This is a genomic window from Stenotrophomonas maltophilia group sp. msm1 (genome assembly GCF_032025805.1).
In the GTDB taxonomy this organism is placed as follows: domain Bacteria; phylum Pseudomonadota; class Gammaproteobacteria; order Xanthomonadales; family Xanthomonadaceae; genus Stenotrophomonas; species Stenotrophomonas hibiscicola.
This window is the reverse complement of the sequence record NZ_JAVSKH010000003.1, coordinates 370,128-396,193: the sequence shown is the minus strand read 5'-3', so window position 1 is coordinate 396,193 and position 26,066 is coordinate 370,128. Positions and strand designations below refer to the sequence as shown.

Here is a 26,066-nt window from a genome sequence, read left to right as displayed (position 1 = left end):
ACTACCGAGCGTTACGCCACCGGCAACCCGCGTTCGACCAACCACGCCTTCGCGTCTTCGGCGTCCTGTTCGAACCATGCCTGTGTAGACCCCAGCCGATACGTGTACCCCCAGGCGTCCATGTCGGCCATCAACCGCGCGCTGCCAACACCCGGCAGCTGCCCGGCCAGCACGATCTGCAGGTAGCAGGTGGCATCTTCCTCGGCCACCGAGTCGGTGGCGTCGGTATGCACCTGCGCACGCCGCTCCGGCGGCAGCACGATCAGGTGGCAGGCTTCGTGCAGCATCGAATGCACGGGCGTGTCGTCGCGCACGTACACGTTGCTCGCGATGATGCCGGCCTCTGGCTCGCCCCAGTAACTGCCGGGAATCGGTTCGCCGGGCGCCACGTGGTGCAGCCGCAGGCCATGCGCGGCGAGCAGGCGCTGCGCGTCGGCGAAGGCGATGTCGCCCACGCAGGTGATGCCCACGGTGGTTGTCGTATCGGTCATGCAGGTCACGCAGCCCCGCCCATGCAGGCACGGGCGGGGCGGGGGATCAGGGTTTGTCCGGGCCTTCAGGCAGCGCCACGGAGATGTCCAGCACGTCGTGCTGGCCATCCTTCACCAGGTCGACCTTCACCGCATCGACGTCGATGTTCACGTACTTCTTGATCACTTCCAGCAACTCGCGCTGCAGCAGGGGCAGGTAGTCCGGGCCACCGCGGTGGCTGCGTTCCTGCGCGATGATGATCTGCAGGCGGTTCTTTGCGGTTTCGGCGGTGGTCTTCTTCGCTTTGAGGAAATCGAACAGGCCCATGCTTACCCTCCGAACAGCTTGCTGAAGAAGCCCTTCTTCTCCACGGTGGTGAAGCGCATCGGCCGCTCCTCGCCAAGGATGCGCGCGACAGCGTCCTCATAGGCCTGGCCGGCTGCGGATTCGACATCCAGGATGACCGGCTCGCCCTTGTTGGAGGCATTGAGCACGTCACCCGACTCGGGGATCACGCCGATCGCCTTCAGCCCCAGCACTTCCTCGACGTCGGCAATGCTGAGCATCTCGCCGGTTTCCACGCGCAGCGGGGTATAGCGGGTCAGCAGCAGGAACGCGGGCACGTTCTGCCCGGATTCGGCCTTGTGGGTCTTCGAATCCAGCAGCCCGATGATGCGGTCGGAGTCGCGCACGGAGGACACTTCCGGGTTCACCACCACCACGGCGCGGTCGGCGAAGTACATCGCCAGGAAGGCACCCTTTTCGATACCCGCCGGCGAGTCGCAGATGATGTAGTCGAAGCCGTCGGCGGCCAGGTCCTTCAGAACCTTGCCCACGCCTTCCTGGGTCAGTGCGTCCTTGTCGCGGGTCTGCGAGGCGGCCAGCACGTACAGGTTGTCGAAGCGCTTGTCCTTGATCAGGGCCTGTTTGAGGGTGGCTTCGCCGTGCACGACGTTGACGAAGTCGTACACCACGCGGCGTTCGCAGCCCATGATCAGGTCGAGGTTGCGCAGGCCGACGTCGAAGTCGATCACCGCCACCTTCTTGCCGCGCCTCGCCAGGCCACAGGCCAGGCTCGCGCTGGAAGTGGTCTTGCCCACGCCGCCCTTGCCGGAGGTGACTACGATGATTTCAGCCAAAGGACTTCTCCTGGTTCTGCATTAGTTTGGAGCTGCGTCAGTCCAGCGCAGCGATCTTGACCTGGTCCTGTTCCAGCCATACCTGCACGGCCTTGCCGCGCAGGTTGTCCGGGACATCGTCCAGTACCTTGTAGTGGCCTGCAATGGCCACCAGTTCCGCATGGAAATCACGGCAGAAGATGCGTGCCGCGGTGTTGCCCTGCGCCCCTGCCAGCGCGCGGCCGCGCAGGGTGCCGTAGATATGGATGCTGCCGTCGGCGATGACTTCGGCGCCGGCGCCGACGGTAGCCATCACGGTGAGGTCGCAGTTTTCAGCGTACAGCTGCTGGCCCGAGCGTACGTTGCCCAGCTGCATGCGGCCCGGCTGCGGTGCCGCAGCGCCGGCAATCCTGGCTGTCGGCGCGGCCGGCGCCGGCTTCGGTTCGGCGCGCGCTGCGCGGCGCGGTTCCGGAGCGGGCGGGGGCGGGGGCGGCTCGGCCTCGGCTCGCTCGTACTGGGCGCGGAACTTGGCCAGCAGCGGCAGTCCGAGCTGCTGCGAGAGCAGGTCGACCGCGCTGGTGCCATAGGCCAGCGCCACCGGCAGCACGCCGGCGCTGCGCAGGCCATCGACCAGCGCTTGCGCCGTGGCCACGTCCGGTACCTGGCTCAGGCCGCCGAAGTCGAGGATCACCGCGGCGCGGCCGAACAGCTTCGGCGCCCGGGTAACGCGTTCGCGCATTTCCTGCACGAGGCGTTCGACGTCAAGCGTACGGATGCGCAGGTTGGCGATGCCCACCTGGCCGATCTTCAGTTCACCGGCCTGTTCGTAATCGAAATTCACCGCCACGCTCAGGTCCCCGTCGGCCGCTGTGCCTGCGCCGGCAGCTGCCGGGCACGTGTCCATGCCACATCCGGCAGCTTGCCGCCGTAGGTCTCCTTCACCCACGGGTAGCTGCACAGTTCCTTGGCCAGCATGCTGGCGCGCACATCGACCTGCGGCATGGTGTTCTGGCCCAGCTCGCGGAAGCCGAAGCTGCCGTGGAAGAGCAGGGCGGCATCGGCGCCATGGTCGAGGAAGACCTCGCAGGTCATCTGCGGGTAGCGCAGCTCGGCGAAGCTCTGCGCATCGGCATAGAACGCGCGACCGACGCCACCACCACGGCGGCGGCTGGCAACCACGATGCGGTCGATATAGAAGAACGGGGCGTCCAGCTGCTGCTTGAACCAGGCAAAGTTGCTGCTGTCGTGCTGGCTGTCGCTGCCGAAGCCGATCAGGAAGCCGGCAAGGTTGCCATCGCGCTCGGCGACGCGGAAATACTCAGCGGTTTCATAGAACAGGCGCAGGCGGGCCGCATCCAGGGGAAGGATGGCCAGGCCAGCGTTGTTGTTCAAAGCCAGGACGGAATCGAGCTCGTGCTCGCGCACGTCGCGGATGACAATCGACATTGTGACTCCGTGGGGTAACGCGGTTGGTCCGTCAGGGGACCCTGCGCACGATTATTGCATGCCCGGGGTGGGCTGCGGCATGAACAGGGGGCGCGGATGCATGACTTCCGTGGGAGTGCGCGACGCAGGCCGGGCCCGTAGAGTGCTGGCATGTTGGGAGTCCTCAGCCATACCCGCGTTCTCCGTCTGGCCGGCCTGTTCACCTGGGTCATGGTCGGCCTTCCATTGGCGTATTCGCAGTTCGAGAACCTGCACAGCCGCAGCGATATGGGCGGCTGGGCGATCCTGCTGTTTTTCGCCTACCTGTCCTTCGGCGCGGCGTACTATTGGCTGACCCGCCTGCTGCGCAGCGACAGCGGCAGCCACACCAGCTGGCTGGACCGCGGCCTGCTGCTGCTGCTGACGGTCTCGGCGCTGGGCGTCAGTTTCCTCAGCGGCTCGGGCCTTGGCAGCATCCTGATGATGGTGGCTGCCGGCGTCATTCCGTGGATGCTTTCGGTACGCCTGTGCGTGCTGTGGCTGCTGGTCAGCCAGCTGGCGGTGGCGCCGGTCTATTACCTGCTGCTGCGCTTCCCGCTGTTCGAAGCGGTGATGCAGTCGTTGCTGTATGGCGGCTTTTCCATGTTCATCTTCGTGACCAGCCTTGTTGCGAGACAGCAGACCGAGGCCCGCGACGAACAGCGCAGGCTCAATTCAGAGCTGCGCGCCACCCGTGCCCTCCTGGCCGAGAGCGCCCGCGTCAACGAGCGCACCCGTATTTCGCGGGAGCTGCATGACCTTCTGGGGCATCAGCTGACCGCGCTGACCCTGAACCTGGAAGTGGCAGGCCACCTGGCCGAAGGCCAGGCGCTGGACCACGTGAAGCGCTCGCATGCCCTGGCCAAGCTGCTGCTGGGCAACGTGCGCGAGGTGGTCAGCCAGCTGCGCGAGACCGGTGCCATCGATCTGGCCGCGGCGCTGCGCCCGCTGACCGAGAACGTGCCCTCGCTGGACATCCAGCTGGACATCGAGGATCCACTGAACGTGGAGGACCCGCAGCGGGCCCACGTGCTGCTGCGGTGTACCCAGGAGATCATCACCAACGCGGTGCGCCATGCCGGTGCCCGCCACCTGTGGATCAAGGTGTACCGTGAAGCCCCCGACCAGGTGGTGGTGGAGGCCCGCGACGACGGCGTCGGCGCGGATACGGTCAATGTGGGCAATGGCTTGCGCGGCATGCGCGAGCGACTGCAACAATGTGGTGGCCAGCTGCAGGTCGAGACCCGGCCCGGTGAAGGCTTCCGGCTGCGGGCGACGGTACCGGCAACGGTGCTGGTGGCCGCCCTTACCAAGGTTCCTGAAGGAGTGCGTTGATGATTCGCGTCTGCCTGGTCGACGACCAAACCCTGGTGCGGCAGGGAATCCGCTCCCTGCTGGCGCTCGACGACGGCATCGAGGTGGTGGCCGAGGCCGGCGACGGCCGCCAAGCGGTGGAGCTGATACCGCAGGTGCGACCGGACGTGGTGCTGATGGACATGCGCATGCCGGTGATGTCCGGGCTGGAGGCGCTGCAGGTCCTGTCGCGTCAGGACCTGCTGCCGCCGACCATCATCCTCACCACTTTCGACGATGACCAGCTGGTGCTGGCCGGGCTTAAGGCCGGCGCCAAGGGTTACCTGCTCAAGGACGTGACCCTGGCACAGCTGGTCGGTGCCATCCGCACCGTGGCCGACGGCGGTTCGCTGGTGCAGCCGGCCGTGACCCAGCGGCTGCTGTCCGGCCTGGAGCACATGCGCAACGAGTTTGTCAGCCTGGACCGTCCGGACCCGTTGACCGACCGCGAGACCGAGATCCTGCGCCTCATGGCCAGCGGCTTCTCCAACAAGGAGATTGCCAATTCGCTGGGGGTGGCCGAAGGCACCATCAAGAACCACGTGTCCAACATCCTTTCCAAGCTGGGCGTGCGCGACCGTACCCGCGCCGTGTTGAAGGCGTTCGAGCTGCAGCTGGTGTGAGAAAATTCTTTTCAGGACAATGACTTGAGGTCCATTCATGGCCCTCCGGCGGGGTTGCCCCCTACTTCAGGGGCGTCGGTATGCGGTACCCTTCGATTTCTTTGTCCATACAAATACGCAGCCGGCACGGAAACCGGTGCGCCAATCCCGATAAACAATGCCCGCGAAGCCTGCTAGGATTGGCGCTTCGCTTCAATCAACCCGGCCGTGGGATCGGCCCCGGAGACTCTCTGAATGACCCGTATTATCGAGTTCCTGATCGCCTTGGGGATCGTGGCTGGCCTGTTCGTCATCATTGGCGTATGTCTGCCGGGCGAGCGTCACATCACCGAAAGCATCGAGACCAACCGCAAGATGACGATCGTGTACGACACGGTCAGCAGCCTGCGCCGCTTCAAGGACTGGAACCCGCTGGTACTGCGCGATCCCGCCGTTGAACTGAAGCTGTCCGGCCCGGCCTCCGGCGTCGGTGCCACCCTCGACTTCACCTCCAAGGACCTGGGTACCGGTTCCTGGAAGATCACCGAAGCCGAAGAGAACAAGCGTGTTGCGATCGCCATCGATGACGCCACCAAGGGTCACGACAAGATCACCACCTTCACCCTGGAGCCGACCGGCAAGGGTGGCCGTAACGTCAAGATCACCCAGGACTACTCGGTGAAGTACGGCTTCGACCTGTTCGGCCGTTATGCCGGCCTGTATGTCAGCCGCCAGATCGGCGACGACATCAAGATGGGCCTGTCGCGCATGGCCAACATGCTGGCCACCGTCCCGAACGTCGACTACCGCACGCCGGAAGCCCCGCTGACCGATCTGGGCATCGTCGATGTGCCGGCTGAGGACCTGCTGGTCGTCAACGCCGGTAACGTGGACCGCGGTCAGGACACGATCACCAAGTCCATCAAGGACAACCAGGAGTGGATCAAGCGCGTGATGGAGGCCAATGGCCTTGAAGCCGCCGGTCCGTTCCGCATCATCACCACCGACTTCGGCCAGGAGAAGTACGCCTTCGACATCGCCCAGCCGGTGAAGAAGAAGGGTGCTGAAGGTGCCACCGCTGAAGAGCTGACCGTCAAGATCGACGGCGGCGCGCCGGTCAAGTACGTGCATGTGGCTCCGCACCGTTCGGCGCATGCGGCCTACACCGGCCACATGGCGGGTCTTGACGTGGCCCGCAACGGCCTGCGTGCCTGGGCGGTGACCTCCGGCAACGAAGTGATCGACCGTCCGTACGAAACCTGGAAGGACGGCATCGACAAGTCGTTCACCCCGGAAGGTACCTACGACATCTACTGGGCCGTCAAGTAAGCTTCGGCTGACCCATGTAGTGCTGGACACGAAAACGCGCCGCTCATTGCGGCGCGTTTTTTTTTCATCTGGCGCCCGGCAAGGGCGCTGCGCAAGGAGCCCACATGTTCAATCTCGAACGTCGCGCACGTAAGCCTTCGCTGCTGGCCTGCCTGGGGGCACTGCTGGCCGCCGCCTCGATCGGCCTGTCCGCCTATGCATCGCATGGCGTGGCTGATCCGCTGGCGCAGCAGCATCTGAACATGGCGGCGCTGTATGCGTTCGCGCACGGTGCGGTGCTGGTGGCGCTGGGGCCGCGCGCGCAGGGAGCGATCGCGCACCTTGCGCTGTACGTGCTGCTGCTGGGTGTGCTGTTGTTTTCCGGCAGCCTGGTGGGTGGTGCGCTGTGGCAGTGGCCGACGCGGATGGCACCGATCGGTGGCACCAGCATGATGGCCGGATGGGTGTTGCTGGCGATCAATGCGTTGAGGCGGTAACTGAGTCGACGTTGTCGCTTCGATCCATGCAGATGCGATCTGCACCGTTCATGGGCGTTACTTTTCTTTTCGCGCGAAAAGAAAAGTAACCAAAAGAAACGCGCCGCCGGCCACGAGCCGGTGCTGCGCACCGGTCCCCTGCGCTCCTCGGCGCATCGAGGGGCGGTGCGGAGAGCAGCCGAGCATGGCTTGTATGTTCCTCCCGGCTCCTACGCGGTATGTAGGAGCCAGGGTGGAGGGACCGTCAACATGATATCTGCGGATAGCAGCCGACAGACGAGCCGAGCGATCCCCATCCCGCACCTTAACGTCGATAAAGGATCTAGCGGCCTTTGAGGACCGCCGATGTAGGCAAGCCAACGTGGTGCGGTACCACCCCAGCCCCTCAACAATAGCTGGGAGTTGCGCAGATGTCAGATCATTTGGCCGTCGGCATCGATGCCGACTCAAAGAGCCTTGTGGTGGCACGCCATGGCACCAAGGGCAGCACTCGAATCCCCAATTCAGCGTCAGCCATCGGTAAGTGGCTGTCCACTCTGCCGGTCGGGTCTCGCATTGGAGTGGAAGCAACCAATCGCTACCACGAGCTTGTGGTTCAAGCTGCCCAGAAGGCCGGCCACGTCGTCTTTGTGCTCAATCCGCGCGACATCAAACATTACGCCAAGGGCGTGGCCTGCCGCGGCAAAACCGACTCAGGTGACGCGCAGGTCATTGCGCGTTACATCGCCAAGGAGGCCGACAATCTGCATGAGCATGTCGCCCGATCGCCTGCGCAGGAGCAGCTGCATGTGCTGCTCCAGCAACGTGACAGCCTGGTCCGGAGCAAGGCGAAGTTGAATCTCTCGCTAGGCGCGGGGGCGTCGGAGTCGGCCATCTTTGGGCGCATCTTCGATGGTCTGAAAGAGGCCATTGCCCTGCTCGACCAACAGATTCAGCAACTGTGCCGCAGTGGCGAACAGCGCGACCTGTATCGGCGGATCATGACCATTCCGGGGGTTGGGCCGACGGTAGCGGCCTTCGTCACCCATCACATCACACGATGGCCCTTGACCAGCTCGGACGCCTGGATCGCCTGTACCGGCCTGGATCCGCGCCCCAACGAATCCGGCGCCCGGATCGGTAGGCGGCGCCTGTCCAAGCGCGGCAACGCCAGCCTGCGCCAGATCCTCTACATGGCGGCCATGGGACTGACCCGCTCCAAAAATGGCAAAGCCCTTTACAACGCCATCCGCGAACGCGGCCACAGCAGTACTGCCAGTTTCAACATCCTGGCCAGAAAGCTGGCCAGGATCGCTTGGGGCGTCTTCAAGAGCGGCCGGGACTTTGACCCGGCCATGCTGAAAGTGGGTCAAGCCTGCTTCCAGCAGGCTTGACCACGAACATAGGATCTCGGCTCTACAGAATCGCAAGCACCTCTTCGCCCTCGCCGGACCTGCGGTGCTCGGCTCGCTTGAAGGCGGACCCAACAGCCGCGCGCTGATCCGTTGTAGTGGCTTCGAGCGAAGCGACCGGCTTTCGTCTTTGCTGTCTTGTTCCATCCCGCGGCCATGCGCTGACCGCTCCAGGCTTTCGCCACGAGGGGCTCAGCCGTTGGCCGGCTTCCAGCACCAGTGCCACGGTTCGTAGACGATTCCGTGCGGGTTGTCGCGGGGGTAGCTCAGATGGAAGCCGTGTTCACCGGCATGGGCCTGCAGCCACGCGAACGCGTCGGTGGCTTCGAACGATTCTTCGGCCGGCGCGTCGCCCGGCGTGCCGATGTCCAGCGCGTGGCCGCTGTGGTGTTCGCTGAACCCCGGTGCGGCATTCACCTTCAGGATCTCTGCCACGCTCAAGCCGCGCGCCAGCTTCCGTTCGAAGATGCCCAGCTGGTAGGCATGGCTGCGGAAGCCGGAGATGGCGTCCAGCGCAATTCCATCCTGTGCCGCGTGCAGTCGCATCCGCCGCCAGCCCTGCGCGGCGGCACGGTGCAGCCACAACGGGCGGGCGAAGCGGTCGCGGCCGGCGAAGTGCAGCAGGCAGGGTTCGGGTTCGAGCGGCAGCCCGCTGTCGCCGGCATAGCGCTGTGCATCCAGGCCAAGCTGCTGCAGGCGCTGCTGCAGGCCTGCCAGTGGCAACCACTGATCCTCCAGCACGGCGCCGAACGGACGCGCCGCTGCTGCATCCAGCAGCGCCAATGCGTCCTCCACCCCTGGCTCGCGTGCCAGGCGCGGCACCATGGCGTGAACCCCGCGCGCCAGTACCGCCGCGAGGTAGCGGCCATCGCGCTTGCGCCGCAGCACCCAGTGTGCCTGCGACAGCAGGCGTGCATCCAGGTTGCTGCGTGCACGCAGCAGGTGCGCGGGCCACAGCTCGATGGCCTCGGTGTTGATCAGCAGGGGGGCGCGTCGTTGCATCTCAGCAGCTTACTGCCGTGGCGCCGACGCGGCCACTTTGTGCAGCGCATCGAGCAGCGCCTGCGGCCGGTCCACGCTGAGCAGCAGCGTGCTGCCGTCACTGACCGGCAGGGCGAAGACACGCGCACGATCGGTGACCAGAGCGAAGCCCTTGCCGCCCCCGTGCAGGCGGAAGTGGCCGGAATAGAAGCCTGGCACTGAATAGCCATTGGTTTTGACACGGATGCCATAGCGGCGGTCACGCTGCAGGTCGACCACCTCGGCCTGGTCCAGCCGCAGCTGTGCCACCGGGACGCGGCGGCGGTACATCGTCGAGCGCACATCCAGCACGTTGTCGTCCAGTTCCACCCGGCGACGGAAGAATGCTGCGCCCAACCCGATGCCGAGTACCGCGATCACCAGCAGACTCCAGGCGGCACTGCCACCCATCCGGAACCAGGGCGGCGACAGCGCTACTTCGATCCAAGGGGCACTGGCCGGCGCCTTGTACAGCTGTGCGTACACGCACGCCACGAAGGCAGCCAGCAGCGGAAGCACGATCCAGAGCACGCGCAACGGCGAGCTCTCGGCCACTTCAAACGTCTTCGGGTCGCTGCCGCCCATGCGTCAGGCCTCCTTCTTGAACACCAGCATCGCCGGGCGCATCGGCGCCGGGATGATGATGTTGACCAGTTCCCAGCCCAGTTGGCCCTGGCGGCTGAGTTCGGCCTGGATGTCCTCGGCCTTGAGCAGGCCCATCATCGACGTCTTGACCTCGATGGTCTGATAGCTCCAACGCTTGCTCATTGCTTGTCCTCCGACGATGGCGCGGGTTTCGGCAGGCGTCCCGCCTTGCGCAGGGCGTCGCGCAGCACGTATTCGATCTGCGCGTTGAGGCTGCGCAGTTCGTCATCAGCCCAGCGCTGCGCAGCAGCCAGGACGTCGGCATTGATGCGCAGCGGGTAGGCTTTCTTCTCACTCATGGGGGCTCCTGGCGGGGCGGTGGGGCACCCCGTTGCGAGTGTGGCTCAATACAGCGAGCCGGCATTGACGATCGGCTGGGTGCCGCGGTCCGAGCACAGCACGGTGAGCAGGTTGCTGACCATGTGCGCCTTGCGTTCCTCGTCCAGCTGCACCACGCCGTTCTTCTGCAGTTCGGCCAAGGCCATCTCGACCATGCCCACCGCACCAGCAACGATACGCGTGCGCGCGGCGATCACCGCGTTGGCCTGCTGGCGTTGCAGCATCGCCTGGGCGATTTCGGCGGCGTAGGCCAAGTGGCTGATGCGCGCGTCGATCACCTGTACACCGGCATCGGCCAGGCGCTCGGCCAGCTCGTTCTTCAGGTGCTGGGAGATTTCGCTGGCGTGGCTGCGCAGGGCCAGCTGTCCATCCTCGTGCTGGTCGTAGGGATAGCTGGTGGCCATCGCCCGCAGTGCCGATTCGGACTGGATGTGCACGAAGCTCTCGTAGTCGTCCACGTTGTAGACGGCCTCGGAGGCATCGACCACCTGCCAGACAATCACCGCGGCGATCTCGATCGGGCTGCCGTCCAGCTCGTTGACCTTCAGCTTGCCGCTCTCGAAGTTGCGCACGCGCTGGCTGACCCGGCGCTTGGCATAGAAAGGGTTGTTCCAGCGCAGGCCGTTGTCCTTCACCGTGCCCACGTACTTGCCGAACAGGCTCAGCACCGCCGCCTGGTTGGGCTGGATGGTGTACAGGCCGGCCAGCGTGAACACGCCGAGGACTACCAGCAACGCCCCCAGCAGCATCAGCAGCAGGTTGGGCGAGCCGACGCTGGCCTTGGCGGCCACACCCAGTACGAACAGGGCGGCGCCAGCGAGGGCGACGAGCAGGGCGACGGCCAGCGTGCCGAGGCCGTTGAGCGAAGACAGCGACTTCTCTTTCATGGCGGTACGTCCTTGAGGGTTCGAACGGAAGATATCAAAGTGATATCACTTCCAGGCTACCGTTCGTCGGATGGCATGGCCAGAGGGCGCGGCCAGCTAGAATGCCCATCCGCCTTCACATTGCTGCTGGAACCGCCATGGCCAAGCTTGGAACTCCGTTGTCCCCCTCCGCCACCCGCGTGCTGCTGCTGGGCTCGGGCGAACTCGGCAAGGAGGTGGCCATCGAGCTGCAGCGGCTGGGCGTGGAGGTGATCGCCGCCGATCGCTACGCCGATGCGCCGGCCATGCAGGTCGCGCACCGCTCGCACGTGATCGACATGCTCGATGCGATGGCGCTGCGCGCTCTGATCGCCGAGGAGCAGCCGCACCTGGTGGTGCCGGAGATCGAGGCCATCCACACCGAGACCCTGGTCCAGCTGGAACAGGAGCAGGGCCTGCGGGTGATCCCGACCGCGCGTGCTGCACGCCTGACCATGGACCGCGAAGGCATTCGCCGCCTCGCCGCCGAAACCCTGGGCCTGCCGACCTCGCCGTACCGCTTCGTCGATACCGAGGCCGAGTACCGTGCTGCGGTGGCCGCCATTGGCCTGCCGTGCGTGGTCAAACCGGTGATGTCGTCCTCGGGCAAGGGCCAGAGCACCCTGCGCAGCGAGGCGGACATCGCCCCGGCATGGGAGTACGCGCAGACCGGTGGCCGTGCCGGGGCCGGTCGCTGCATCGTCGAAGGTTTCATCGATTTCGACTACGAGATCACCCTGTTGACCGTGCGCCATGCCGGCGGCACCTCATTCTGTGCGCCGATCGGCCACCTGCAGAAGGATGGTGACTACCGCGAAAGCTGGCAGCCGCAGCCGATGTCGGACAAGGCGCTGGCGCGTGCCGAAGAGATCTCGCGCGCGATTACCGACGACCTCGGTGGCTGGGGCCTGTTCGGCGTCGAGCTGTTCGTGAAGGGCGACGAAGTATGGTTCAGCGAAGTGTCGCCGCGCCCGCACGACACCGGCCTGGTGACGCTGGTATCGCAGGAACTGAGTGAGTTCGCGCTGCATGCGCGCGCCATCCTCGGCCTGCCGATCCCGCTGATCCGCCAGAGCGGCCCGTCGGCATCGTGCGCGCTGTTGGCCCACGGCGAGGGCGTGCCGTACTTCAACAACGTCGCCGCCGCGCTGCAGGTGCCTGACACCGCCGTGCGCCTGTTCGGCAAGCCGAGCGTGCACGGTCATCGCCGGGTGGGCGTGACCCTGGCGCGCGCGGAAACCATCGACGAAGCACGCGCCATCGCGCGTGATGCCGCCGACGCCATCGGCGTCGAACTGCGTCCGTAAAGCAAAAAGGGGACGGAGGGGATTAAGTCGTTTGTGGCACAAACGGCTTAATCCCGTCCGTCCCCTTTTTCCGGTGGGTACCGACCGTTGGTCGGTACAGATTTCCGTGCAGTCGACTAACAGTCGACTCTACCGCACATCCACCCACACCAGGTGGTGGTCGCTGCCATCGGCGATCTTCGCTTCCGGGCTTTCATTGGCTGGCCAGAAGATGCCGCTGCCCACGTACTCGAAACCGGTCGAGGGCAGCACGTAGTCCAGGCGCATGGTGCCGGACTTCGGGCCGAAATCGCCGGTGGCGTGGAACGGTGCGCCCTTGCGCTCGATGCCCTTGGCCGCATAGGCCAGGCTGGTCTGCTCGCCGCCGACGCTGCGCGGGGTGGGGTAGCGCAGCACGCGGGCGTTCTCGATCAGCTCGACGATTGCTTCATGGCGGCCATCGCCATCGACCGGGTCGTTGTTGAGGTCGCCGAGGATCACGAAGCGCGCGTCCTGGGCCAGGCCGCCGCACTGGCCCTTGTCGTCGCACAGCCACGACTTGTCGCCCTTGGACAGGTATTCCTGCCACAGGCGCAGTTCGTCGTGGTTGCGCGCGGCGTTGCGCTTTTCCGGGCCGTCGAACACCGGCGGGGTCGGGTGCGAGACCAGCGCGTGGACCACGCCGCCCGGGGTCTTCACCGGCACGTCCCAGTGCGACTTCGACGACAGGCGCAGCTGCGACCACACGTGGTCGTTGTAGAAGCTCTTGCCGGTGCGCGGATCGACCGGACGGATCGCGCCGGGCATCGCGCTCCACTTCAGCAGCTGGAAGCTGCGCACCTTGGCTTCGTCGATCGGGTAGCGCGACAGCACCAGCATGCCGTACTGGCCGGGGTGCAGGCCGTAGCCCCACGCGTCATTGCCACGGCTGCGGCCTTCGCCGCCGACCACGCCGTTGTTGTCCAGGTCCAGGCCGCTGGGCACGCCGGTGTTGACCGGGGCCAGGTAGCGATAGGCGAAATGCAGCGGCTTGCCGCCACCGGGCTGGGCGACTTCCAGATAGCGCTTCTGGAACAGGTCGGCGGCGCGATGGGCGTCGTCGAAATCGAATTCGTTCAGCAGCACCAGATCCGGGCGCACCTGCTGCAGCACCGCGGCGATCTTGCGTGCGTGCTCGCTGTCGCCTTCCAGTTCCTTGATCAGGCCACCGGCGTCATCGGAGTACAGCGACGTGTTGTAGGTCGCCAGGCGCAGTGCAGCGGACGGCTTTTCGGTCATCGCGGGGGACGTGGCGAAGGCGGGGGCGGTGGCGCCGCAGAGCAGGGCCAGGGCGAGGATCAGGGGATGGCGGCGGGTCATGTTCATGGGCCGTATTGTGCACCCGGCCCGGTGTCAGCGGTTTGTCAGCGCCCGTCCAGATCATTGTCGAAATCGTGCCAGCGGCGGCCATCGTAGGCTTCCAGCGGATGGAAGCGGCGCTTGTAGTCCATCTTCTGGTGCCCGCGGATCCAGTAGCCCAGGTACACGTGGGGCAGCCCCTCGCGGCGCGCCCACTCGATCTGCTGCAGGATCGCGAAGGTACCCAGCCCGCGTGCGGCGTGGTCCGGGTCGAAGAAGGTGTAGACCGCCGACAGGCCATGCTCGGTGACGTCGGTCACCGCCACCCCCAGCAGCTGGCTGGGCTGGCCGTCGTGGCCGGGCAGGCGCATCTCCATGAAGCGGGTGTGCGACCAGCTGCCGATCAGGAACTGCTCGAATTCGTGCGGGCCGTGGTCGTCCATGCCGCCATTGGCGTGGCGGTGGGTGAGGTAGCGGTGATACAGCGCGAACAGGTCGTCGCGGGCGGTGGCGGCAGTGATCCGCACCTCCAGGTCGTCATTGCGGGCGGCACAGCGGCGCTGGCTGCGGTCCGGGGCGAAGCGCGCCACCGGGATCCGCACCGCCACACAGGCCTGGCAGTGCGCGCAGTGCGGCCGGTAGACCAGGTCGCCGCTGCGGCGGAAGCCCCAGCTCAGTGCCAGCGGGTACAGGCCACCCAGCCGGCGATCGTGCGGATCCAGCACCAGGTCGCGCGCCACCCGGTCCGACCAGTACCCGCAGGGGTGCTCGCCGGTCTGGAAAAGTCGCAGTTCGTCGTCTCTGTCGCCATGTATCGCCATGGGCACAGCATAGCCCCAGCCTGTCGCAGAGGCGGCGACTGTCCGCCGGATGAATGGAATCGGCAGTGGCGTCAACCGACGTCGCGCCCGGGCGTTGTTGTCCCCCGAGGGTGAAGTGATCACCCCGACGCTGTTCCCATCCCCAGGAGTGACCTCATGATCCGTACCCCCCTGCTGCTGGCCCTGCTGCTGGGCACCTCCGCTTCCGGAATCGCGCTGGCCGCCGACACCCCGGCCATGCCGGCGCAGCGCCCGGCCAAGCTGGACACCAATGGCGACGGCGTGATCGACCGCAGCGAGGCGGCTGCCAATCCGCGCCTGGCCGCGAAGTTCGACGAGCTGGACAAGAACAAGGACGGCAAGCTCTCGCGCGATGAGCTGCCGCGCTGGCAGCATGGCCGCCGTGGCCACGGTGGTGAGCGCTGGGCCAGGCTGGACGTCAACAAGGACGGCCGCATCAGCCGCGACGAGGCCAAGGCCGATCCGCGCCTGGCTGCGCGCTTCGACCGGCTCGACCTCAACAAGGACGGTTACCTGGACAAGGCCGACCGCGAGCTGCGCATGAAGCAGCATCGTGATGCCTGGTTCGCTGCCGCCGACACCAACAAGGACGGCCAGCTGAGCAAGGCCGAGTTCGACGCAGCCAAGGGCCCGATGCACGGCGGCCCGCGCCAGGGCGGTCCACGCGATGGCGGCGCACCGAAGCCGCAGCGCTGAGCGTCAATGCGGTGATCGGAGACAACGCCGGCGCAGTGCCGGCGTTGTCGGTTACAGGTGGCCGTTGCGCATCAGCACATACACCACCAGGGCGATCACCAGCAGGTTCGCCCCGATGATGCCGGTGCGACCGTACATGGATTCGAATTTCCAGTTGGTTCCGCGGCGCCCACGCCGCGCCGAATCGCGCGCGATCATCGGCGCCATCACCCGTTGCAGCGGCACCAGGCACTGGTAGTTGACCACACCCAGGCCCAATGCCAGCAGCAGCATCTGGCTCCAGATCGGAGCCTGCAACAGTGCCGCCAGCAGCATCGCCAGGCACCAGACCAAGCCAGTACCGGTGTTGAGGCGGACAAAGTGCCGAACCTGCGCGCGTTCGCGTTCGGTCTCGGTATAGGACATCAGGAAGCGTGCACCGAGGTAGCTGCCGATCGCGCCGCCGGCGACACCGGCGAGGATCGCCCCCCAGCTTGCCACTGGCAGCACATGCAGTTGGCCGAGCGTGGCGGTCAGGGTGCCCATTGCGGTACCACCGGCTACGCTGGCGCCGCCCAGGCCGAGCTTGCTGCCACCGATGCCGACGCCGGTGCCGAGCAGGATCGCGGCGCTGGCGGTGCCGGGCGCGGCCACCAGCATCATTGACACCACGGCGGTGGCGAAGGCGGCGCTCGGCGCGCTGCTGCGGGCGAATTCACCGAAGCGCTGCAGCAGGCCGTCGCGCACCAGCGCGCGCGCGCGCGACAGGCGCTTGCGCACGGCGGCGTCGCTGAGCCCGAGCAGGTCGGCCACCTGCTGCGAGCGCTGGCCCTCGCGGTAGTACAGCAACAGGACTTCGCGGCTGTCGGCGGGCAGGGCAGAGATGATGTCCTCGGCGGCGATCTCCTCTTCCACCCGCTGCAGCCGGTCGGCAGCACCCGGGGCGGGGTCGGCGGCCATGCCCATCGCCACCTCGGCCGCCTCGCCGGTCAGCGGGCGCCCGCGCTGGGCGCGCAGCCAGTCGCGGGCCAGGTTGCGGGTGATCTGCCGCAGCCAAGGCAGGAAGCTGGTCGCGCTGCGTAGCTGGTGCAGCTGCTGCCAGCCCTTCACAAAGGCCTCCTGGGCGATGTCCTCGCTGGCCTGGCGGTCGCGGGTGATGGCCAGCGCGATGGCGGTGACCGTGTTCTGGCAGGCCAGCACGATGCGGCCGTATGCGTGCTGGCAACCGCTGGCGGCGGCGGGCAGTTCGCGTTCCAGGGTCTGGTCGATCGATGCGGCGAACGTCGTCATGGCGGCGGCTCTCCTGCTGGGATTGTGTCCCATGACGGAGCCGCGCGCGAAGTGTGACCGCAGATGCTGATGCATCTTCGGTCCGCGCATTCCACCTCATCCCCGCGCCGTTGGCGCGCCCCCTTGAACAACAAGGGGGGGGGCCAATCCTGACGGGTTACGGTGAAGTCGCGGCCCTGCTGCCAGGCCGCTGCGCTCGCCGGGCATGGCCCGGCGCTACCGCCTCTTACTTGGAGGGCTGGATGCGGACCCGCACTTCTTCCTCTGCCGGCGCGGCCTGCTGTGCCGGCTGTGCCTGCTGCGGCTGGGCCTGCGGGGCAGGGGCCGGCGCGACCGGTGCCGGGGCACCACGATGGCGCAGGCCGATCACCAGCGCCACGCCAGCAATCACCACCAGCAGGGCGATGCGGATGCGCGAGGCCCAGCTGCGGCCGCCGCTGCCCGGTTCCGCCGTGTCGCGGAAGGCGAATTCGGCGGTGGGGTGGTCGCGGCGGGTAGTGTCGAGCAGGCGCGCCTCGCGCAGGATTTCGCGCGCGCGCGGCTGGTCGTCGGCACGCACGATCCATACCGCCGGATAGGCGTTGGCGTTGCCCAGGTCGGTATAGCTGAACTGGCCGCGGCGACGGGTCTTGTAGGAGCGCCCGTTGGTCACCTTGACCTCGATGCCATGCCCGCGCAGGAGCTCGGCGACGCCTTCGACGGTTTCCACGCGCTGGCTGCTGAAGATCTGGCGCATCGGTTTACTCCTTGGCCGGCACGGCGGCGGCCGCGGCCTGGTCCGGAACGACGCGGATCAGGCCTTCCTGCGCGGTGCTGGCCACCAGCACGCCGTTGCGGGTGAAGAACTGGCCGCGGGCCAGGCCGCGCGAATCCTGCGCGCTGGGGCTGTCCAGCGAATACAGCAGCCAGTCGTCGGCGCGGAACGGGCGGTGGAACCAGATCGCGTGGTCGAGCGAGGCCATCTGCACGTGCGGGTGGTAGTAGCTGATGCCGTGCGGGAAGGTCGCCGTGCCCAGCAGGTGGAAGTCGGACGCGTACGCCAGCAGTGCCTGGTGCAGCTCCGGGGCATCGCCGACCGGTTCGCTCAGGCGCAGCCAGACCTGGTGGTAGGGCGGACGCTTGGGCGGGTTCAGTTCGTCGCGCGGATAGACGTGGCGGAACTCGAACGGGCCACCGCGCGACAGCCAGCGCTGCACCTTGATCGGCAGGCGTTCGAGCACTTCCGCCGGCAGCGGCCGGTTCGGTTCGATGTCTTCCGGCTGCGGCACCTCGGGCATCTTGTGCTGGTGCTCGGCGCCGGTCTCGGCCTGCTGGAAAGAGGCCGCGCAGAAGAAGATCACCTTGCCGTGCTGGATCGCGGTGACCCGTCGCACCGAGAAGCTGCCGCCATCGCGGGTGCGGTCCACGTCGTAGACGATCGGGTGGTCGATGTTGCCAGCGCGCAGGAAATAGGCGTGCAGCGAGTGCACGTGGCGGCCATTGTCGACCGTGGCCTGCGCTGCGGCCAGCGCCTGGCCCAGCACCTGCCCGCCGAACACGTACTTGGTGCCGATGTCGCGGCTCTGCCCGCGGAACAGGTTGTCCTCCAGCCGCTCCAGCGTGAGCAGGTCGATCAGCTCGGAGACGACGGGTTCGGGCATGTCGTTCAAGGGGGCGGCCACAGCAGTGAAGAGGCCCCGATTATACCGGTGCAGGCCAGCCCATCATCGGTAGCGCCGGCTACTTGCCCAGCCGCGCCACCAGCGCCTGCAGCGCGTTCTGTGCATCCGGGGCGAACCAGGCCTCGACGAAGCGGTCGAGCTGGATCAGGTCCGGGTGCAGCGCCTCGTGCAGGTCGGCGCGGGCGATGGCGCGGGTCAGCAGCATCGGCTGGCGCGGCTGCTTGAGCAGGTTCTGCAGCCAAGCCACGGCACGTGCCACCACCAGGTCACCCTCGGCCAGCTCATCGACCAGCCCGATCTGCAGCGCCTGTTCGGCCGGCACCAGCGAACCGGTGGTGAGCAGCACGCCGGCGCGGTGCACGCCCACCGCACGCCGCAGCAGGCGCTGGATGCCCTCCGGCGCGATCAGGCCGACCTGCACTTCGTTCAGGCCGATGGCGTACGGCCGCGACGGATCGGCGCTGCGCGCCATCACCCGGTAGTCGCAGCACAGCGCCAGCACGCAGCCACCGGCCGGCGCGTGGCCGGTGATCGCGGCCACCACCGGGATACGGCTCTCGGCCAGCGTGCGCACCGCGCCGAAGAAGGCGTTCCAGGTGTCCAGCAGCCTGTGCTTGTCATCGCCGTGCGAGAGCAGGTGCGGCACGTCCATGCCGCCGGTGAAGATGCGCTCGCTGCCCGACAGCACGATGCCGTGCGCGTCGTCGGCCATGGCCTGCTCGATGGCATGGATCAACTGCCGGCACAGGTCGGTGTCCAGCGCATTGACCGGCGGCCGCGCCAGGCGCAGTTCGCGGATGGGGCCGTGGTTGATCACCTCGATGAGCGTCGTCATGCTGCGGTCTCGTTGCGAAGAAGGAACCTGGGCGATGATAACCAAACCATCCGTTGGCGTACTGTGGGTTCTGTGTGCGGCCGCAGCATCGGCTTCAGCGGCCGAACCGGCCTGCGTCACGGTGGAGCAGGGCTGGGCGCGGTTGCCACCGAATCCGGCGATGCCGATGACCGCTGGTTACGGCGTGATCCACAACGGCTGCAGCAAGGCGGTGGCGATCACTGGCGCAGCCAGCAGCAGCTTCGATGATGTGTCACTGCACGAGACCACGATTGTCGATGGCGTCAGCCGGATGCGCGCGATCGAACGCCTGCCGCTGGCGCCGGGCGCGCGTGCCGAGCTCAAGCCCGGCGGCCTGCACCTGATGCTGATGCAGGGCAAGGGCGCGTTGAAGGAAGGCCAGGCGTTGCCGTTGCGGCTGCAGCTGGAAGGCGGCGGCGAAGCGAGTGCGACGTTGACCGTGCGCAAGGCTGCGCCGTAACGCGTCGCCCGTTCCGCCGGGCATGGCCCGGCGCTACCAGTGATGATCCGGCGGTCATGCCTGGGTAGCGCCGGGCCATGCCCGGCGGGATGCTACGTCCAATCGTACGAGAACAGCACCGTGCGGCTCACCGGCTCATACAGCATCACTATCGCGTCGGCGCCGGTGGCGCACCAGTTGTAGCCAGCGACTTCGGCCACGGCGAAGAACTTGTGGCCACCGTGGCGGATGATCGCCAGTTCGGCATCATCTGGAGCATGCCGGTCGTTGGCGGCGTCGGTGAATTCCAGGGTGAAGGCGGCCGGAATATCGGCTGTTTCGATCCAGTTGCCACGGGAAATTCGTCCACCCAGCGTATCCAGGTAATCGCGCTCGCTGGGCTCGTCCTTGCCATAGCGCGAGTAGCAGGCCAGGCGGCCGTGCGTGGCATGGTAGTCACGCGCCTTGGCATAGCTCTCGCGCATCTGCGCGATGTGTTTCCGCGCGTGCTTGTCATCCACCTGATCGCCGATGAAATAGCCCTCGTTGCCGAGGAAGCGCATCTGGTTGCCGGCGGTCAGCTCGAAGGCGATCCAGTTGGTGCTGGTGAAGTCGTTGTGGTGTTCTTCGGTGGTCTCGCCGATGCAGCCGTCGTACGGCTCGATCGGGCACAGCATCGTTGCCACCTGGCCGGCCAGTTCAGGGCGCAGCACACCGAGGTCGATCTTCAGCAGCGGCAGCAGATGCTGGGCGAGCCACGCCTGGTCAGCGGGGAAGACATCGGTAGGGAAGGGGACCATGCCGGGCAGCAGGTCGCGCAGTTCAGTCTGGTGGATCATCTCAGTCCTTTGAATGGGATCGGTAGTGCCGGCCGCTGGCCGGCATGCGCGAAGCATCTGGAGGTTGCCGGCCAGCGGCCGGCACTACCTTCAGGTGGAAGCGCTGCGGATCGCCTCCGGCAGCGGTGCGCTCCTGCCGGTCTGCGTATCCATCCAGACCACCACCACGTTGCCGTCGGAATACAGCTTCGAGTCGTCCTGCTGGTCGACGATGCGGTGGCCGATGGTCACGCTGCTGTTGCCCAGGCGCTCGACGAACAGCTCGACCAGGATGTCGTTGGGCCACACGATCGGCAGGCGGTAGTTGACGTTGGTCGCGGCCACCACCGGTGCGATGCGGTCGGTCATCGACACGCCTTCCACGCCCAGCATCCAGCGCACGCGCGCTTCCTCCAGGTAGGAAATGTACTTGGCGTTGTTGACGTGGCCCATGCTGTCCATGTCACGCCAGCGCACGCTGATCGGGATGCGGGCCAGGATCTTGTGTTCGCTGCTCATCAGGCGTCCTTCTTCTTGCGGGTCGTCGCGGTCTTGCTGGTCTTGCCGGTGCTCCTGGCAGCCACCGCCTTCTTCGCCGGCTTCTCAGGCTTCAGCTTGCGTGGCGGACGGGCGTCGGGCTTGTTGGCCACCGCAGCCGGTTGCTCCGGGCGCGCGCTGGTGGAGGGCAGCATGCGGGCCAGGAACTGGCCGGTGTACGACTGCGGGCAGGCCGCCACATCCTCCGGCGTGCCGGTGACCAGGATGGTGCCACCGCGATGGCCGCCTTCCGGGCCCAGATCCACGATCCAGTCGGCGGTCTTGATCACGTCCAGGTTGTGCTCGATCACCACCACCGTGTTGCCTTCGTCGCGCAGCTTGTGCAGCACGCCCAGCAGCGCTTCGATGTCGTGGAAGTGCAGGCCGGTGGTCGGCTCGTCGAGGATGTACAGGGTGCGGCCGGTATCGCGGCGCGACAGTTCCTTGGACAGCTTCACGCGCTGGGCTTCACCACCGGACAGCGTGGTCGCGCTCTGGCCCAGCTTGATGTAGCTCAGGCCCACGTCCACCAGCGTTTCCAGCTTGCGCGCGATCGACGGCACCGGCTCGAACAGCTTCAGCGCATCCTCGACGGTCATTTCCAGCACGTCGTTGATGTTGAAGCCCTTGTAAAGGATCTCCAGCGTTTCGCGGTTGTAGCGCTTGCCATGGCAGACATCGCAGGGCACGTACACGTCCGGCAGGAAGTGCATCTCCACCTTGATCAGGCCGTCGCCCTGGCAGGCCTCGCAGCGGCCGCCGCGCACGTTGAAGCTGAAACGGCCCGGCGAATAGCCGCGCGCACGCGCCTCCGGCACCTGTGCGAACAACTCGCGCAGCGGCGTGAACAGACCGGTGTAGGTGGCCGGGTTCGATCGCGGGGTTCGGCCGATCGGCGACTGGTCGATGTCCACCACCTTGTCGAACAGATCCAGGCCATCGATCTCCCTGTACGGCGCAACCGGGTGCGAGGCACCGTTGATCTCGTTGGCAGCCAGCGAGAACAGGGTATCGTTGATCAGGGTCGACTTGCCCGAGCCGGACACGCCCGTCACGCAGGTCAGCAGGCCCGCCGGAATCGCCAGGTCCACGCCCTTGAGGTTGTTGCCGCTGGCACCGCGCAGGTGCAGCGTCATCTTCGGGTTCGGCGTGTGCCGGCGAGCAGGAATCTCGATCGCGCGCTTGCCGGACAGGTACTGGCCGGTCAGCGAGCGCGGGGCCTCCAGAATGTCCTGCAGGGTGCCCTGGCCGACGATCTCGCCGCCATGCACGCCCGCGCCCGGGCCGATGTCCAGCACGTAGTCGGCCAGGCGGATCGCGTCCTCGTCATGCTCGACCACGATCACCGTGTTGCCCAGGTCGCGCAGGCGGGTGAGGGTGCCCAACAGGCGTTCATTGTCGCGCTGGTGCAGGCCGATCGACGGTTCGTCGAGCACGTACATCACGCCCACCAGGCCGGCGCCGATCTGGCTGGCCAGGCGGATGCGCTGCGCCTCGCCACCGGACAGGGTGTCGGCCTTGCGTTCCAGGGTCAGGTAATCCAGGCCCACATCGACCAGGAAGCCGAGGCGCTCACCGATTTCCTTGACGATCTTCGCGGCGATCTCGCCACGCCAGCCCGGCAGGCTCAGCTCGCTGAAGAACTTCAGCGCCTCGTCGATCGGCAGCACCACCAGCTCCGGCAGTGGGCGGTCGGCCACGAACACGTTGCGTGCCGCCTTGTTCAGGCGCGCGCCGTTGCACTCCGGGCACGGGCGTTCGCTGATGTACTTGGACAGCTCCTCGCGTACCGCCGGCGATTCGGTCTCCTTGTAGCGGCGTTCGAGGTTGGGAATGATGCCTTCGAAGCGGTGCTTGCGCTGGGTGCGGCCGCCGGCTTCGGTGAAGTAGGTGAAGGTGATCGTTTCATCGCCGCTGCCGTACAGCACGGCCTGCTGCACCTTGGCTGACAGGGAGTTCCACGCAGCGTCCACGTCGAACCTGTAGTGCTTGGCCAGCGAGGCGATCAGCTGGAAGTAGTAGGCGTTGCGACGGTCCCAGCCGCGCACCGCACCGGCGGCCAGCGACAGCTCCGGATGCACCACCACCCGCGACGGATCGAAGAACTCGGCCATGCCCAGGCCATCGCAGCCGGGGCACGCACCCATCGGTGCATTGAACGAGAACAGGCGCGGTTCCAGCTCCGGCAGCGAGTAGTCGCAGACCGGGCAGGAGTACTTGGAGGAGAACAGCGTGGGCGAAGCAGCGGCGCTGTCCAGGCTCTGCACCGAGGCCATGCCATCGCCCAGCTTGAGCGCCGTTTCAAAGCTCTCGGCCAGGCGCTGCTTGATGTCCTCGCGCGGGCGGAAGCGGTCGATCACCGCCTCGATGGTGTGCTTCTGGCGCAGCGCCAGCGGCGGCACCGCATCGATTTCGTGCAGCTCGCCGTCCACGCGCACACGCACGAAGCCCTGCGCGCGCAGCTGGTCGAAGACCTGTGCGTGTTCGCCCTTGCGGTCGCGGATGACCGGGGCCAGCAGCATGTAGCGCTGCTCCGGGTCCAGGGTCAGCACCTGGTCGACCATCTGGCTGACCGTCTGCGCCTCCAGTGGGTAGCCGTGGTCCGGGCAGCGCGGGGTGCCCACGCGTGCGTACAGCAGGCGCAGGTAGTCGTAGATCTCGGTGATGGTGCCGACCGTCGAACGCGGGTTGTGCGAGGTCGACTTCTGCTCGATCGAGATGGCCGGGGACAGGCCTTCGATGTGGTCCAGGTCCGGCTTTTCCATCACGCTCAGGAACTGGCGCGCATAGGCCGACAGCGACTCGACGTAGCGGCGCTGGCCTTCTGCATAGATGGTGTCGAACGCCAGCGAGGACTTGCCCGAACCGGACAGGCCGGTGATCACGATCAGCTTGTCGCGGGGCAGGTCGAGGTCGAGGTTCTTCAGGTTGTGCGTCCGCGCGCCGCGGATGCGGATGAAATCCATCGCCATGGGGGATCCGGTTGTGGGGGCGTTGGCTGGGTGCCGGGCCAGCAGGGAACGGCAATCGGTCAGCCTACCGAGGTGACCAGATGGGGGCAATGGGCGACAATGCCACCCCGGCGTCTCACGTTGTGAGACCGGCCGACAGCTTTGTGTAGGGTCGGGCCATGTGCAGCGGCCTGGACCGCGAACCGTTCAGCCGTGCATGGCTCGGCCTGCAGGTCCGGGCCCGTGGGTCGTTCAGGGGTTGACTTGACCCGCGCCCGCTGATCTGCGTACAATCCCGCTCCTGTCCGCCCTCGATGGCGGCAGTTCAGACCACAATAACTACAGAGGAAGGCCTGGTCATGTACGCAGTACTGGTCACCGGCGGTAAGCAATACCGCGTGGCGCAGGGCGAAAAGCTCCGCATTGAAAAGCTCGAAGTCGAAGTCGGCAGCGAGATCAAGTTCGACAACATCCTGATGCTGGGTGACAGCGATGGCGTGAAGCTGGGCGATGCGCTGAAGGGCGCTGCCGTCACCGCCAAGGTCCTGTCCCAGGGTCGTGCTGACAAGGTGCGGATCATCAAGTTCCGTCGCCGCAAGCACCACATGAAGCGTCAGGGTCACCGTCAGTACTACACCGAAATCGAGATCACCGGCATCGCCGGCTAAGTATCAGGAGAAGCAGTCATGGCACATAAAAAGGGCGTAGGCTCCTCGCGCAACGGTCGCGACTCCAACCCGAAGTACCTGGGCGTCAAGATCTTCGGCGGCCAGGCCATCGAAGCCGGCAACATCATCGTGCGTCAGCGCGGCACCCAGTTCCACCCGGGCACCGGCGTTGGCCTGGGCCGTGACCACACCCTGTTCGCCCTCGTGGACGGCAAGGTGGAGTTCTCGGTCAAGGGCGCCAAGAAGCGCCGCACCGTCAGCATCGTCTCGGCCGACGCCTGACCAGGCATCGCCGGCACCCGTGCCCTGGCATGGGAGTGCTGCATGAAGAGCCCCGCTTCGGCGGGGCTTTTCGTTAGAGTTGAAGCAAGACCGGCTGGGCCGGGTTACCGGCCCGCGGCCGGCATGACATTCAAGGTGGCGGCCAGCAGGCCGCGCCCATCGCAGGCATCGAAACAATGAAACTGGTAGACGAAGCAGAAATCGAAGTGTTCGCCGGCAACGGCGGCAACGGCTGCATTGGCTTCCGTCGCGAGAAGTTCATTCCGCTCGGCGGCCCGGACGGCGGCGACGGCGGTGCGGGCGGCAGCGTTTACATCCGCGCCGACGAAAACCTGAACACCCTGGTCGACTTCCGCCATGAGCGCATCTTCAAGGCGCAGCGTGGCGAGAACGGCATGGGCCGCCAGGCCTATGGCAAGGGCGGCGAAGACCTGACCATCACCGTGCCGGTCGGCACCGTGGTCATCAACGTTGCCACCGATGAAGTCATCGGCGACCTGACCCGGCACGGCGACCGCCTGCTGGTGGCCAAGGGCGGCCGCGGTGGCCTGGGCAACATGCACTTCAAGAGCTCGACCAATCGCTCGCCGCGCCAGGCGCTGCCGGGCGAGCCGGGTGAGGAGCGCACGCTGAAGCTGGAGCTGAAGCTGCTGGCCGACGTCGGCCTGCTGGGCTTCCCCAATGCCGGCAAGAGCACCCTGATCCGTGCCGTTTCGGCTGCAACGCCGAAGGTGGCCGATTACCCGTTCACCACGCTGTACCCGAACCTGGGCGTGGTGAAGGTGGAGAACCACCGCAGCTTCGTGATCGCCGACATTCCGGGCCTGATCGAAGGCGCTGCGGACGGCGCCGGCCTGGGTGCGCAGTTCCTGCGCCACCTGCAGCGCACCCGCCTGCTGCTGCACCTGGTGGACATCTCGCCGATGGAAGGCGGCGTGGAGGGGATTTCGCCGGTGGAGCAGGTGCGTGCGATCGAACGCGAGCTGGAGAAGCACGATCCGGAGCTGCTGAACAAGCCGCGCTGGCTGGTGCTGAACAAGGCTGACCTGATGTTCGAAGACGAGGCGCAGGCCGCGGCCGAGCAGATCGTCGCCGAACTGGGCTGGAAGGAGCCGTGGTTCCTGGTCTCCGCGCTGGGTCGCGAAGGTACCTTCCCGATCATGAGCCGGATCATGGCCTTCTTCGATCGCCAGAAGGAAGAAGAGCAGGAAGCCCGCAACGCGCAGTAATGCCGTTGTGGTTCCATGCGAAAAACCCGGCTTCGGCCGGGTTTTTTATTTGGTAGTGCCGGCCGCGCGGCTCCGCGGATC

General features: G+C 66.5%; 30 protein-coding genes. 11 read left to right on the top strand and 19 right to left on the bottom strand.

The annotated features are described in order from the left end of the window. Nucleotides 1-11: 11 nt before the first annotated feature. From ROV95_RS17035 to ROV95_RS17015, 5 genes are read right to left on the bottom strand one after another with little or no spacing between them, the layout of a single operon-like run. On the bottom strand, nt 12-491 hold the full coding sequence (locus ROV95_RS17035) for a hypothetical protein (protein ID WP_058979833.1): 480 nt from the start codon (nt 489-491) through the stop codon (nt 12-14). 46 nt (nt 492-537) lie between these two features. Further along, nucleotides 538-798, bottom strand: a complete 261-nt coding sequence (gene minE / locus ROV95_RS17030; RefSeq protein ID WP_005408532.1) for a cell division topological specificity factor MinE — start codon at nt 796-798, stop codon at nt 538-540. 2 nt (nt 799-800) lie between these two features. Then, complete coding sequence (gene minD, locus ROV95_RS17025) at nt 801-1,610, bottom strand: septum site-determining protein MinD (RefSeq protein WP_019659318.1); 810 nt, start codon at nt 1,608-1,610, stop codon at nt 801-803. A gap of 37 nt (nt 1,611-1,647) precedes the next feature. Then, on the bottom strand, nt 1,648-2,493 hold the full coding sequence (gene minC, locus ROV95_RS17020; RefSeq protein ID WP_164143875.1) for a septum site-determining protein MinC: 846 nt from the start codon (nt 2,491-2,493) through the stop codon (nt 1,648-1,650). Beyond that, nucleotides 2,439-3,035 (bottom strand): GNAT family N-acetyltransferase, encoded by a 597-nt coding sequence (locus ROV95_RS17015; protein ID WP_019659316.1) that lies wholly within the window; start codon nt 3,033-3,035, stop codon nt 2,439-2,441. The genes minC and ROV95_RS17015 overlap by 55 nt, the downstream gene beginning before the upstream one ends. A 150-nt stretch (nt 3,036-3,185) precedes the next feature. Between ROV95_RS17015 and ROV95_RS17010 the strand changes: the two genes are divergently transcribed. From ROV95_RS17010 to ROV95_RS16990, 5 genes are all read left to right on the top strand, one after another. After that, the gene (locus tag ROV95_RS17010; RefSeq protein WP_312545420.1) at nt 3,186-4,388 is read left to right on the top strand and encodes a sensor histidine kinase; all 1,203 of its coding nucleotides are present in this window, start codon (nt 3,186-3,188) and stop codon (nt 4,386-4,388) included. Beyond that, nucleotides 4,388-5,029, top strand: coding sequence for a response regulator transcription factor (locus ROV95_RS17005; RefSeq protein ID WP_021203109.1), 642 nt, complete (start codon nt 4,388-4,390; stop codon nt 5,027-5,029). The genes ROV95_RS17010 and ROV95_RS17005 overlap by 1 nt, the downstream gene beginning before the upstream one ends. A 234-nt stretch (nt 5,030-5,263) precedes the next feature. Further along, entirely contained in the window at nt 5,264-6,337 is a 1,074-nt protein-coding gene (locus tag ROV95_RS17000; protein ID WP_021203110.1) for an SRPBCC family protein, read from the top strand. Between the two features lie 104 nt (nt 6,338-6,441). Then, nucleotides 6,442-6,813, top strand: a complete 372-nt coding sequence (locus ROV95_RS16995) for a DUF423 domain-containing protein (RefSeq protein ID WP_019659313.1) — start codon at nt 6,442-6,444, stop codon at nt 6,811-6,813. A gap of 410 nt (nt 6,814-7,223) precedes the next feature. Continuing rightward, nucleotides 7,224-8,186 (top strand): IS110 family transposase, encoded by a 963-nt coding sequence (locus ROV95_RS16990; protein WP_049459279.1) that lies wholly within the window; start codon nt 7,224-7,226, stop codon nt 8,184-8,186. A 210-nt stretch (nt 8,187-8,396) separates the two neighbouring features. Here the strand turns inward: ROV95_RS16990 and ROV95_RS16985 are convergent, their stop codons facing one another. From ROV95_RS16985 to ROV95_RS16965, 5 genes are read right to left on the bottom strand one after another with little or no spacing between them, the layout of a single operon-like run. Further along, on the bottom strand, nt 8,397-9,206 hold the full coding sequence (locus tag ROV95_RS16985; RefSeq protein WP_312545418.1) for a M15 family metallopeptidase: 810 nt from the start codon (nt 9,204-9,206) through the stop codon (nt 8,397-8,399). Between the two features lie 9 nt (nt 9,207-9,215). After that, complete coding sequence (locus ROV95_RS16980; protein WP_312545416.1) at nt 9,216-9,809, bottom strand: PH domain-containing protein; 594 nt, start codon at nt 9,807-9,809, stop codon at nt 9,216-9,218. A gap of 3 nt (nt 9,810-9,812) precedes the next feature. After that, nucleotides 9,813-9,992 (bottom strand): DUF4177 domain-containing protein, encoded by a 180-nt coding sequence (locus ROV95_RS16975; protein ID WP_019659310.1) that lies wholly within the window; start codon nt 9,990-9,992, stop codon nt 9,813-9,815. Continuing rightward, nucleotides 9,989-10,168 (bottom strand): Arc family DNA binding domain-containing protein, encoded by a 180-nt coding sequence (locus ROV95_RS16970; protein ID WP_312545414.1) that lies wholly within the window; start codon nt 10,166-10,168, stop codon nt 9,989-9,991. Before ROV95_RS16970 ends, ROV95_RS16975 begins: the two co-directional genes overlap by 4 nt. A gap of 45 nt (nt 10,169-10,213) precedes the next feature. Continuing rightward, the gene (locus ROV95_RS16965; protein ID WP_021203112.1) at nt 10,214-11,095 is read right to left on the bottom strand and encodes an SPFH domain-containing protein; all 882 of its coding nucleotides are present in this window, start codon (nt 11,093-11,095) and stop codon (nt 10,214-10,216) included. Nucleotides 11,096-11,232: 137 nt separating this feature from the next. Here ROV95_RS16965 and purT point away from each other — a divergent pair, with 137 nt between their 5' ends. Further along, a complete protein-coding gene (gene purT, locus ROV95_RS16960) occupies nt 11,233-12,420 on the top strand; it encodes a formate-dependent phosphoribosylglycinamide formyltransferase (protein WP_111101819.1) in 1,188 nt (395 codons plus the stop codon). A gap of 129 nt (nt 12,421-12,549) precedes the next feature. Here purT and ROV95_RS16955 read toward each other — a convergent pair whose 3' ends face one another. After that, nucleotides 12,550-13,764 carry an endonuclease/exonuclease/phosphatase family protein gene (locus tag ROV95_RS16955; protein ID WP_227844127.1) on the bottom strand — a complete coding sequence of 405 codons (1,215 nt, stop codon included), beginning with the start codon at nt 13,762-13,764 and terminating at the stop codon, nt 12,550-12,552. Nucleotides 13,765-13,802: 38 nt separating this feature from the next. Continuing rightward, nucleotides 13,803-14,558 carry an arginyltransferase gene (locus ROV95_RS16950; RefSeq protein ID WP_049447050.1) on the bottom strand — a complete coding sequence of 252 codons (756 nt, stop codon included), beginning with the start codon at nt 14,556-14,558 and terminating at the stop codon, nt 13,803-13,805. A 156-nt stretch (nt 14,559-14,714) separates the two neighbouring features. On the opposite strand from ROV95_RS16950, the gene ROV95_RS16945 reads away from it, so the two are divergent. Then, a complete protein-coding gene (locus tag ROV95_RS16945) occupies nt 14,715-15,275 on the top strand; it encodes an EF-hand domain-containing protein (RefSeq protein ID WP_061480377.1) in 561 nt (186 codons plus the stop codon). Between the two features lie 51 nt (nt 15,276-15,326). On the opposite strand, the gene ROV95_RS16940 is transcribed toward ROV95_RS16945, so the two are convergent. The 4 genes from ROV95_RS16940 to ROV95_RS16925 all read right to left on the bottom strand — a co-directional run bounded on the left by ROV95_RS16940 (nt 15,327) and on the right by ROV95_RS16925 (nt 19,040). Beyond that, nucleotides 15,327-16,544, bottom strand: coding sequence for a sigma-70 family RNA polymerase sigma factor (locus ROV95_RS16940; protein ID WP_312545412.1), 1,218 nt, complete (start codon nt 16,542-16,544; stop codon nt 15,327-15,329). Nucleotides 16,545-16,770: 226 nt separating this feature from the next. Beyond that, entirely contained in the window at nt 16,771-17,280 is a 510-nt protein-coding gene (locus ROV95_RS16935) for a pathogenicity-like protein (protein WP_312545410.1), read from the bottom strand. A 4-nt stretch (nt 17,281-17,284) separates the two neighbouring features. After that, nucleotides 17,285-18,184: an acyl-CoA thioesterase II gene (gene tesB, locus ROV95_RS16930; RefSeq protein WP_032953622.1), complete on the bottom strand. Its 900-nt coding sequence runs from the start codon at nt 18,182-18,184 to the stop codon at nt 17,285-17,287. 79 nt (nt 18,185-18,263) lie between these two features. After that, nucleotides 18,264-19,040 carry an enoyl-CoA hydratase/isomerase family protein gene (locus tag ROV95_RS16925; protein ID WP_021203118.1) on the bottom strand — a complete coding sequence of 259 codons (777 nt, stop codon included), beginning with the start codon at nt 19,038-19,040 and terminating at the stop codon, nt 18,264-18,266. Nucleotides 19,041-19,074: 34 nt separating this feature from the next. Between ROV95_RS16925 and ROV95_RS16920 the strand changes: the two genes are divergently transcribed. After that, the gene (locus ROV95_RS16920; protein ID WP_312545407.1) at nt 19,075-19,521 is read left to right on the top strand and encodes a copper chaperone PCu(A)C; all 447 of its coding nucleotides are present in this window, start codon (nt 19,075-19,077) and stop codon (nt 19,519-19,521) included. A gap of 92 nt (nt 19,522-19,613) precedes the next feature. Here ROV95_RS16920 and ROV95_RS16915 read toward each other — a convergent pair whose 3' ends face one another. The 3 genes from ROV95_RS16915 to uvrA form a co-directional block, all read right to left on the bottom strand. Continuing rightward, complete coding sequence (locus ROV95_RS16915; RefSeq protein ID WP_312545405.1) at nt 19,614-20,339, bottom strand: enolase; 726 nt, start codon at nt 20,337-20,339, stop codon at nt 19,614-19,616. A 90-nt stretch (nt 20,340-20,429) separates the two neighbouring features. Then, on the bottom strand, nt 20,430-20,837 hold the full coding sequence (locus ROV95_RS16910; RefSeq protein ID WP_019659297.1) for a thioesterase family protein: 408 nt from the start codon (nt 20,835-20,837) through the stop codon (nt 20,430-20,432). Further along, entirely contained in the window at nt 20,837-23,827 is a 2,991-nt protein-coding gene (gene uvrA, locus ROV95_RS16905) for an excinuclease ABC subunit UvrA (RefSeq protein ID WP_279937027.1), read from the bottom strand. The genes ROV95_RS16910 and uvrA overlap by 1 nt, the downstream gene beginning before the upstream one ends. 338 nt (nt 23,828-24,165) lie before the next feature. On the opposite strand from uvrA, the gene rplU reads away from it, so the two are divergent. The 3 genes from rplU to cgtA all read left to right on the top strand — a co-directional run bounded on the left by rplU (nt 24,166) and on the right by cgtA (nt 25,985). Beyond that, complete coding sequence (gene rplU / locus ROV95_RS16900; protein ID WP_005408557.1) at nt 24,166-24,474, top strand: 50S ribosomal protein L21; 309 nt, start codon at nt 24,166-24,168, stop codon at nt 24,472-24,474. Nucleotides 24,475-24,492: 18 nt separating this feature from the next. Further along, nucleotides 24,493-24,756 carry a 50S ribosomal protein L27 gene (gene rpmA, locus ROV95_RS16895; protein WP_005408558.1) on the top strand — a complete coding sequence of 88 codons (264 nt, stop codon included), beginning with the start codon at nt 24,493-24,495 and terminating at the stop codon, nt 24,754-24,756. A 176-nt stretch (nt 24,757-24,932) separates the two neighbouring features. Next, nucleotides 24,933-25,985: an Obg family GTPase CgtA gene (gene cgtA, locus ROV95_RS16890; RefSeq protein WP_021202450.1), complete on the top strand. Its 1,053-nt coding sequence runs from the start codon at nt 24,933-24,935 to the stop codon at nt 25,983-25,985. The last annotated feature ends 81 nt before the right edge of the window (nt 25,986-26,066 follow it).

Bases quoted from the DNA above. Each gene is read 5' to 3' on its own strand.
- ROV95_RS16950 (WP_049447050.1), bottom strand. From the start codon at position 14,558: ATGGCGATACATGGCGACAGAGACGACGAACTGCGACTTTTCCAGACC.
- ROV95_RS16910 (WP_019659297.1), bottom strand. From the start codon at position 20,837: ATGAGCAGCGAACACAAGATCCTGGCCCGCATCCCGATCAGCGTGCGC.
- ROV95_RS16920 (WP_312545407.1), top strand. From the start codon at position 19,075: ATGATAACCAAACCATCCGTTGGCGTACTGTGGGTTCTGTGTGCGGCC.
- ROV95_RS16955 (WP_227844127.1), bottom strand. From the start codon at position 13,764: ATGAACATGACCCGCCGCCATCCCCTGATCCTCGCCCTGGCCCTGCTC.
- ROV95_RS16945 (WP_061480377.1), top strand. From the start codon at position 14,715: ATGATCCGTACCCCCCTGCTGCTGGCCCTGCTGCTGGGCACCTCCGCT.
- rplU (WP_005408557.1), top strand. From the start codon at position 24,166: ATGTACGCAGTACTGGTCACCGGCGGTAAGCAATACCGCGTGGCGCAG.
- ROV95_RS17015 (WP_019659316.1), bottom strand. From the start codon at position 3,035: ATGTCGATTGTCATCCGCGACGTGCGCGAGCACGAGCTCGATTCCGTC.
- ROV95_RS16925 (WP_021203118.1), bottom strand. From the start codon at position 19,040: ATGACGACGCTCATCGAGGTGATCAACCACGGCCCCATCCGCGAACTG.
- ROV95_RS16970 (WP_312545414.1), bottom strand. From the start codon at position 10,168: ATGAGTGAGAAGAAAGCCTACCCGCTGCGCATCAATGCCGACGTCCTG.
- ROV95_RS17010 (WP_312545420.1), top strand. From the start codon at position 3,186: ATGTTGGGAGTCCTCAGCCATACCCGCGTTCTCCGTCTGGCCGGCCTG.
- ROV95_RS16935 (WP_312545410.1), bottom strand. From the start codon at position 17,280: ATGCGCCAGATCTTCAGCAGCCAGCGCGTGGAAACCGTCGAAGGCGTC.
- ROV95_RS16985 (WP_312545418.1), bottom strand. From the start codon at position 9,206: ATGCAACGACGCGCCCCCCTGCTGATCAACACCGAGGCCATCGAGCTG.
- ROV95_RS16980 (WP_312545416.1), bottom strand. From the start codon at position 9,809: ATGGGCGGCAGCGACCCGAAGACGTTTGAAGTGGCCGAGAGCTCGCCG.
- rpmA (WP_005408558.1), top strand. From the start codon at position 24,493: ATGGCACATAAAAAGGGCGTAGGCTCCTCGCGCAACGGTCGCGACTCC.
- ROV95_RS17035 (WP_058979833.1), bottom strand. From the start codon at position 491: ATGACCGATACGACAACCACCGTGGGCATCACCTGCGTGGGCGACATC.
- ROV95_RS17000 (WP_021203110.1), top strand. From the start codon at position 5,264: ATGACCCGTATTATCGAGTTCCTGATCGCCTTGGGGATCGTGGCTGGC.
- uvrA (WP_279937027.1), bottom strand. From the start codon at position 23,827: ATGGCGATGGATTTCATCCGCATCCGCGGCGCGCGGACGCACAACCTG.
- ROV95_RS16915 (WP_312545405.1), bottom strand. From the start codon at position 20,339: ATGATCCACCAGACTGAACTGCGCGACCTGCTGCCCGGCATGGTCCCC.
- ROV95_RS16975 (WP_019659310.1), bottom strand. From the start codon at position 9,992: ATGAGCAAGCGTTGGAGCTATCAGACCATCGAGGTCAAGACGTCGATG.
- ROV95_RS16995 (WP_019659313.1), top strand. From the start codon at position 6,442: ATGTTCAATCTCGAACGTCGCGCACGTAAGCCTTCGCTGCTGGCCTGC.
- ROV95_RS17005 (WP_021203109.1), top strand. From the start codon at position 4,388: ATGATTCGCGTCTGCCTGGTCGACGACCAAACCCTGGTGCGGCAGGGA.
- ROV95_RS16990 (WP_049459279.1), top strand. From the start codon at position 7,224: ATGTCAGATCATTTGGCCGTCGGCATCGATGCCGACTCAAAGAGCCTT.
- purT (WP_111101819.1), top strand. From the start codon at position 11,233: ATGGCCAAGCTTGGAACTCCGTTGTCCCCCTCCGCCACCCGCGTGCTG.
- tesB (WP_032953622.1), bottom strand. From the start codon at position 18,184: ATGCCCGAACCCGTCGTCTCCGAGCTGATCGACCTGCTCACGCTGGAG.
- cgtA (WP_021202450.1), top strand. From the start codon at position 24,933: ATGAAACTGGTAGACGAAGCAGAAATCGAAGTGTTCGCCGGCAACGGC.
- ROV95_RS16965 (WP_021203112.1), bottom strand. From the start codon at position 11,095: ATGAAAGAGAAGTCGCTGTCTTCGCTCAACGGCCTCGGCACGCTGGCC.
- minE (WP_005408532.1), bottom strand. From the start codon at position 798: ATGGGCCTGTTCGATTTCCTCAAAGCGAAGAAGACCACCGCCGAAACC.
- minC (WP_164143875.1), bottom strand. From the start codon at position 2,493: ATGGACACGTGCCCGGCAGCTGCCGGCGCAGGCACAGCGGCCGACGGG.
- ROV95_RS16940 (WP_312545412.1), bottom strand. From the start codon at position 16,544: ATGACGACGTTCGCCGCATCGATCGACCAGACCCTGGAACGCGAACTG.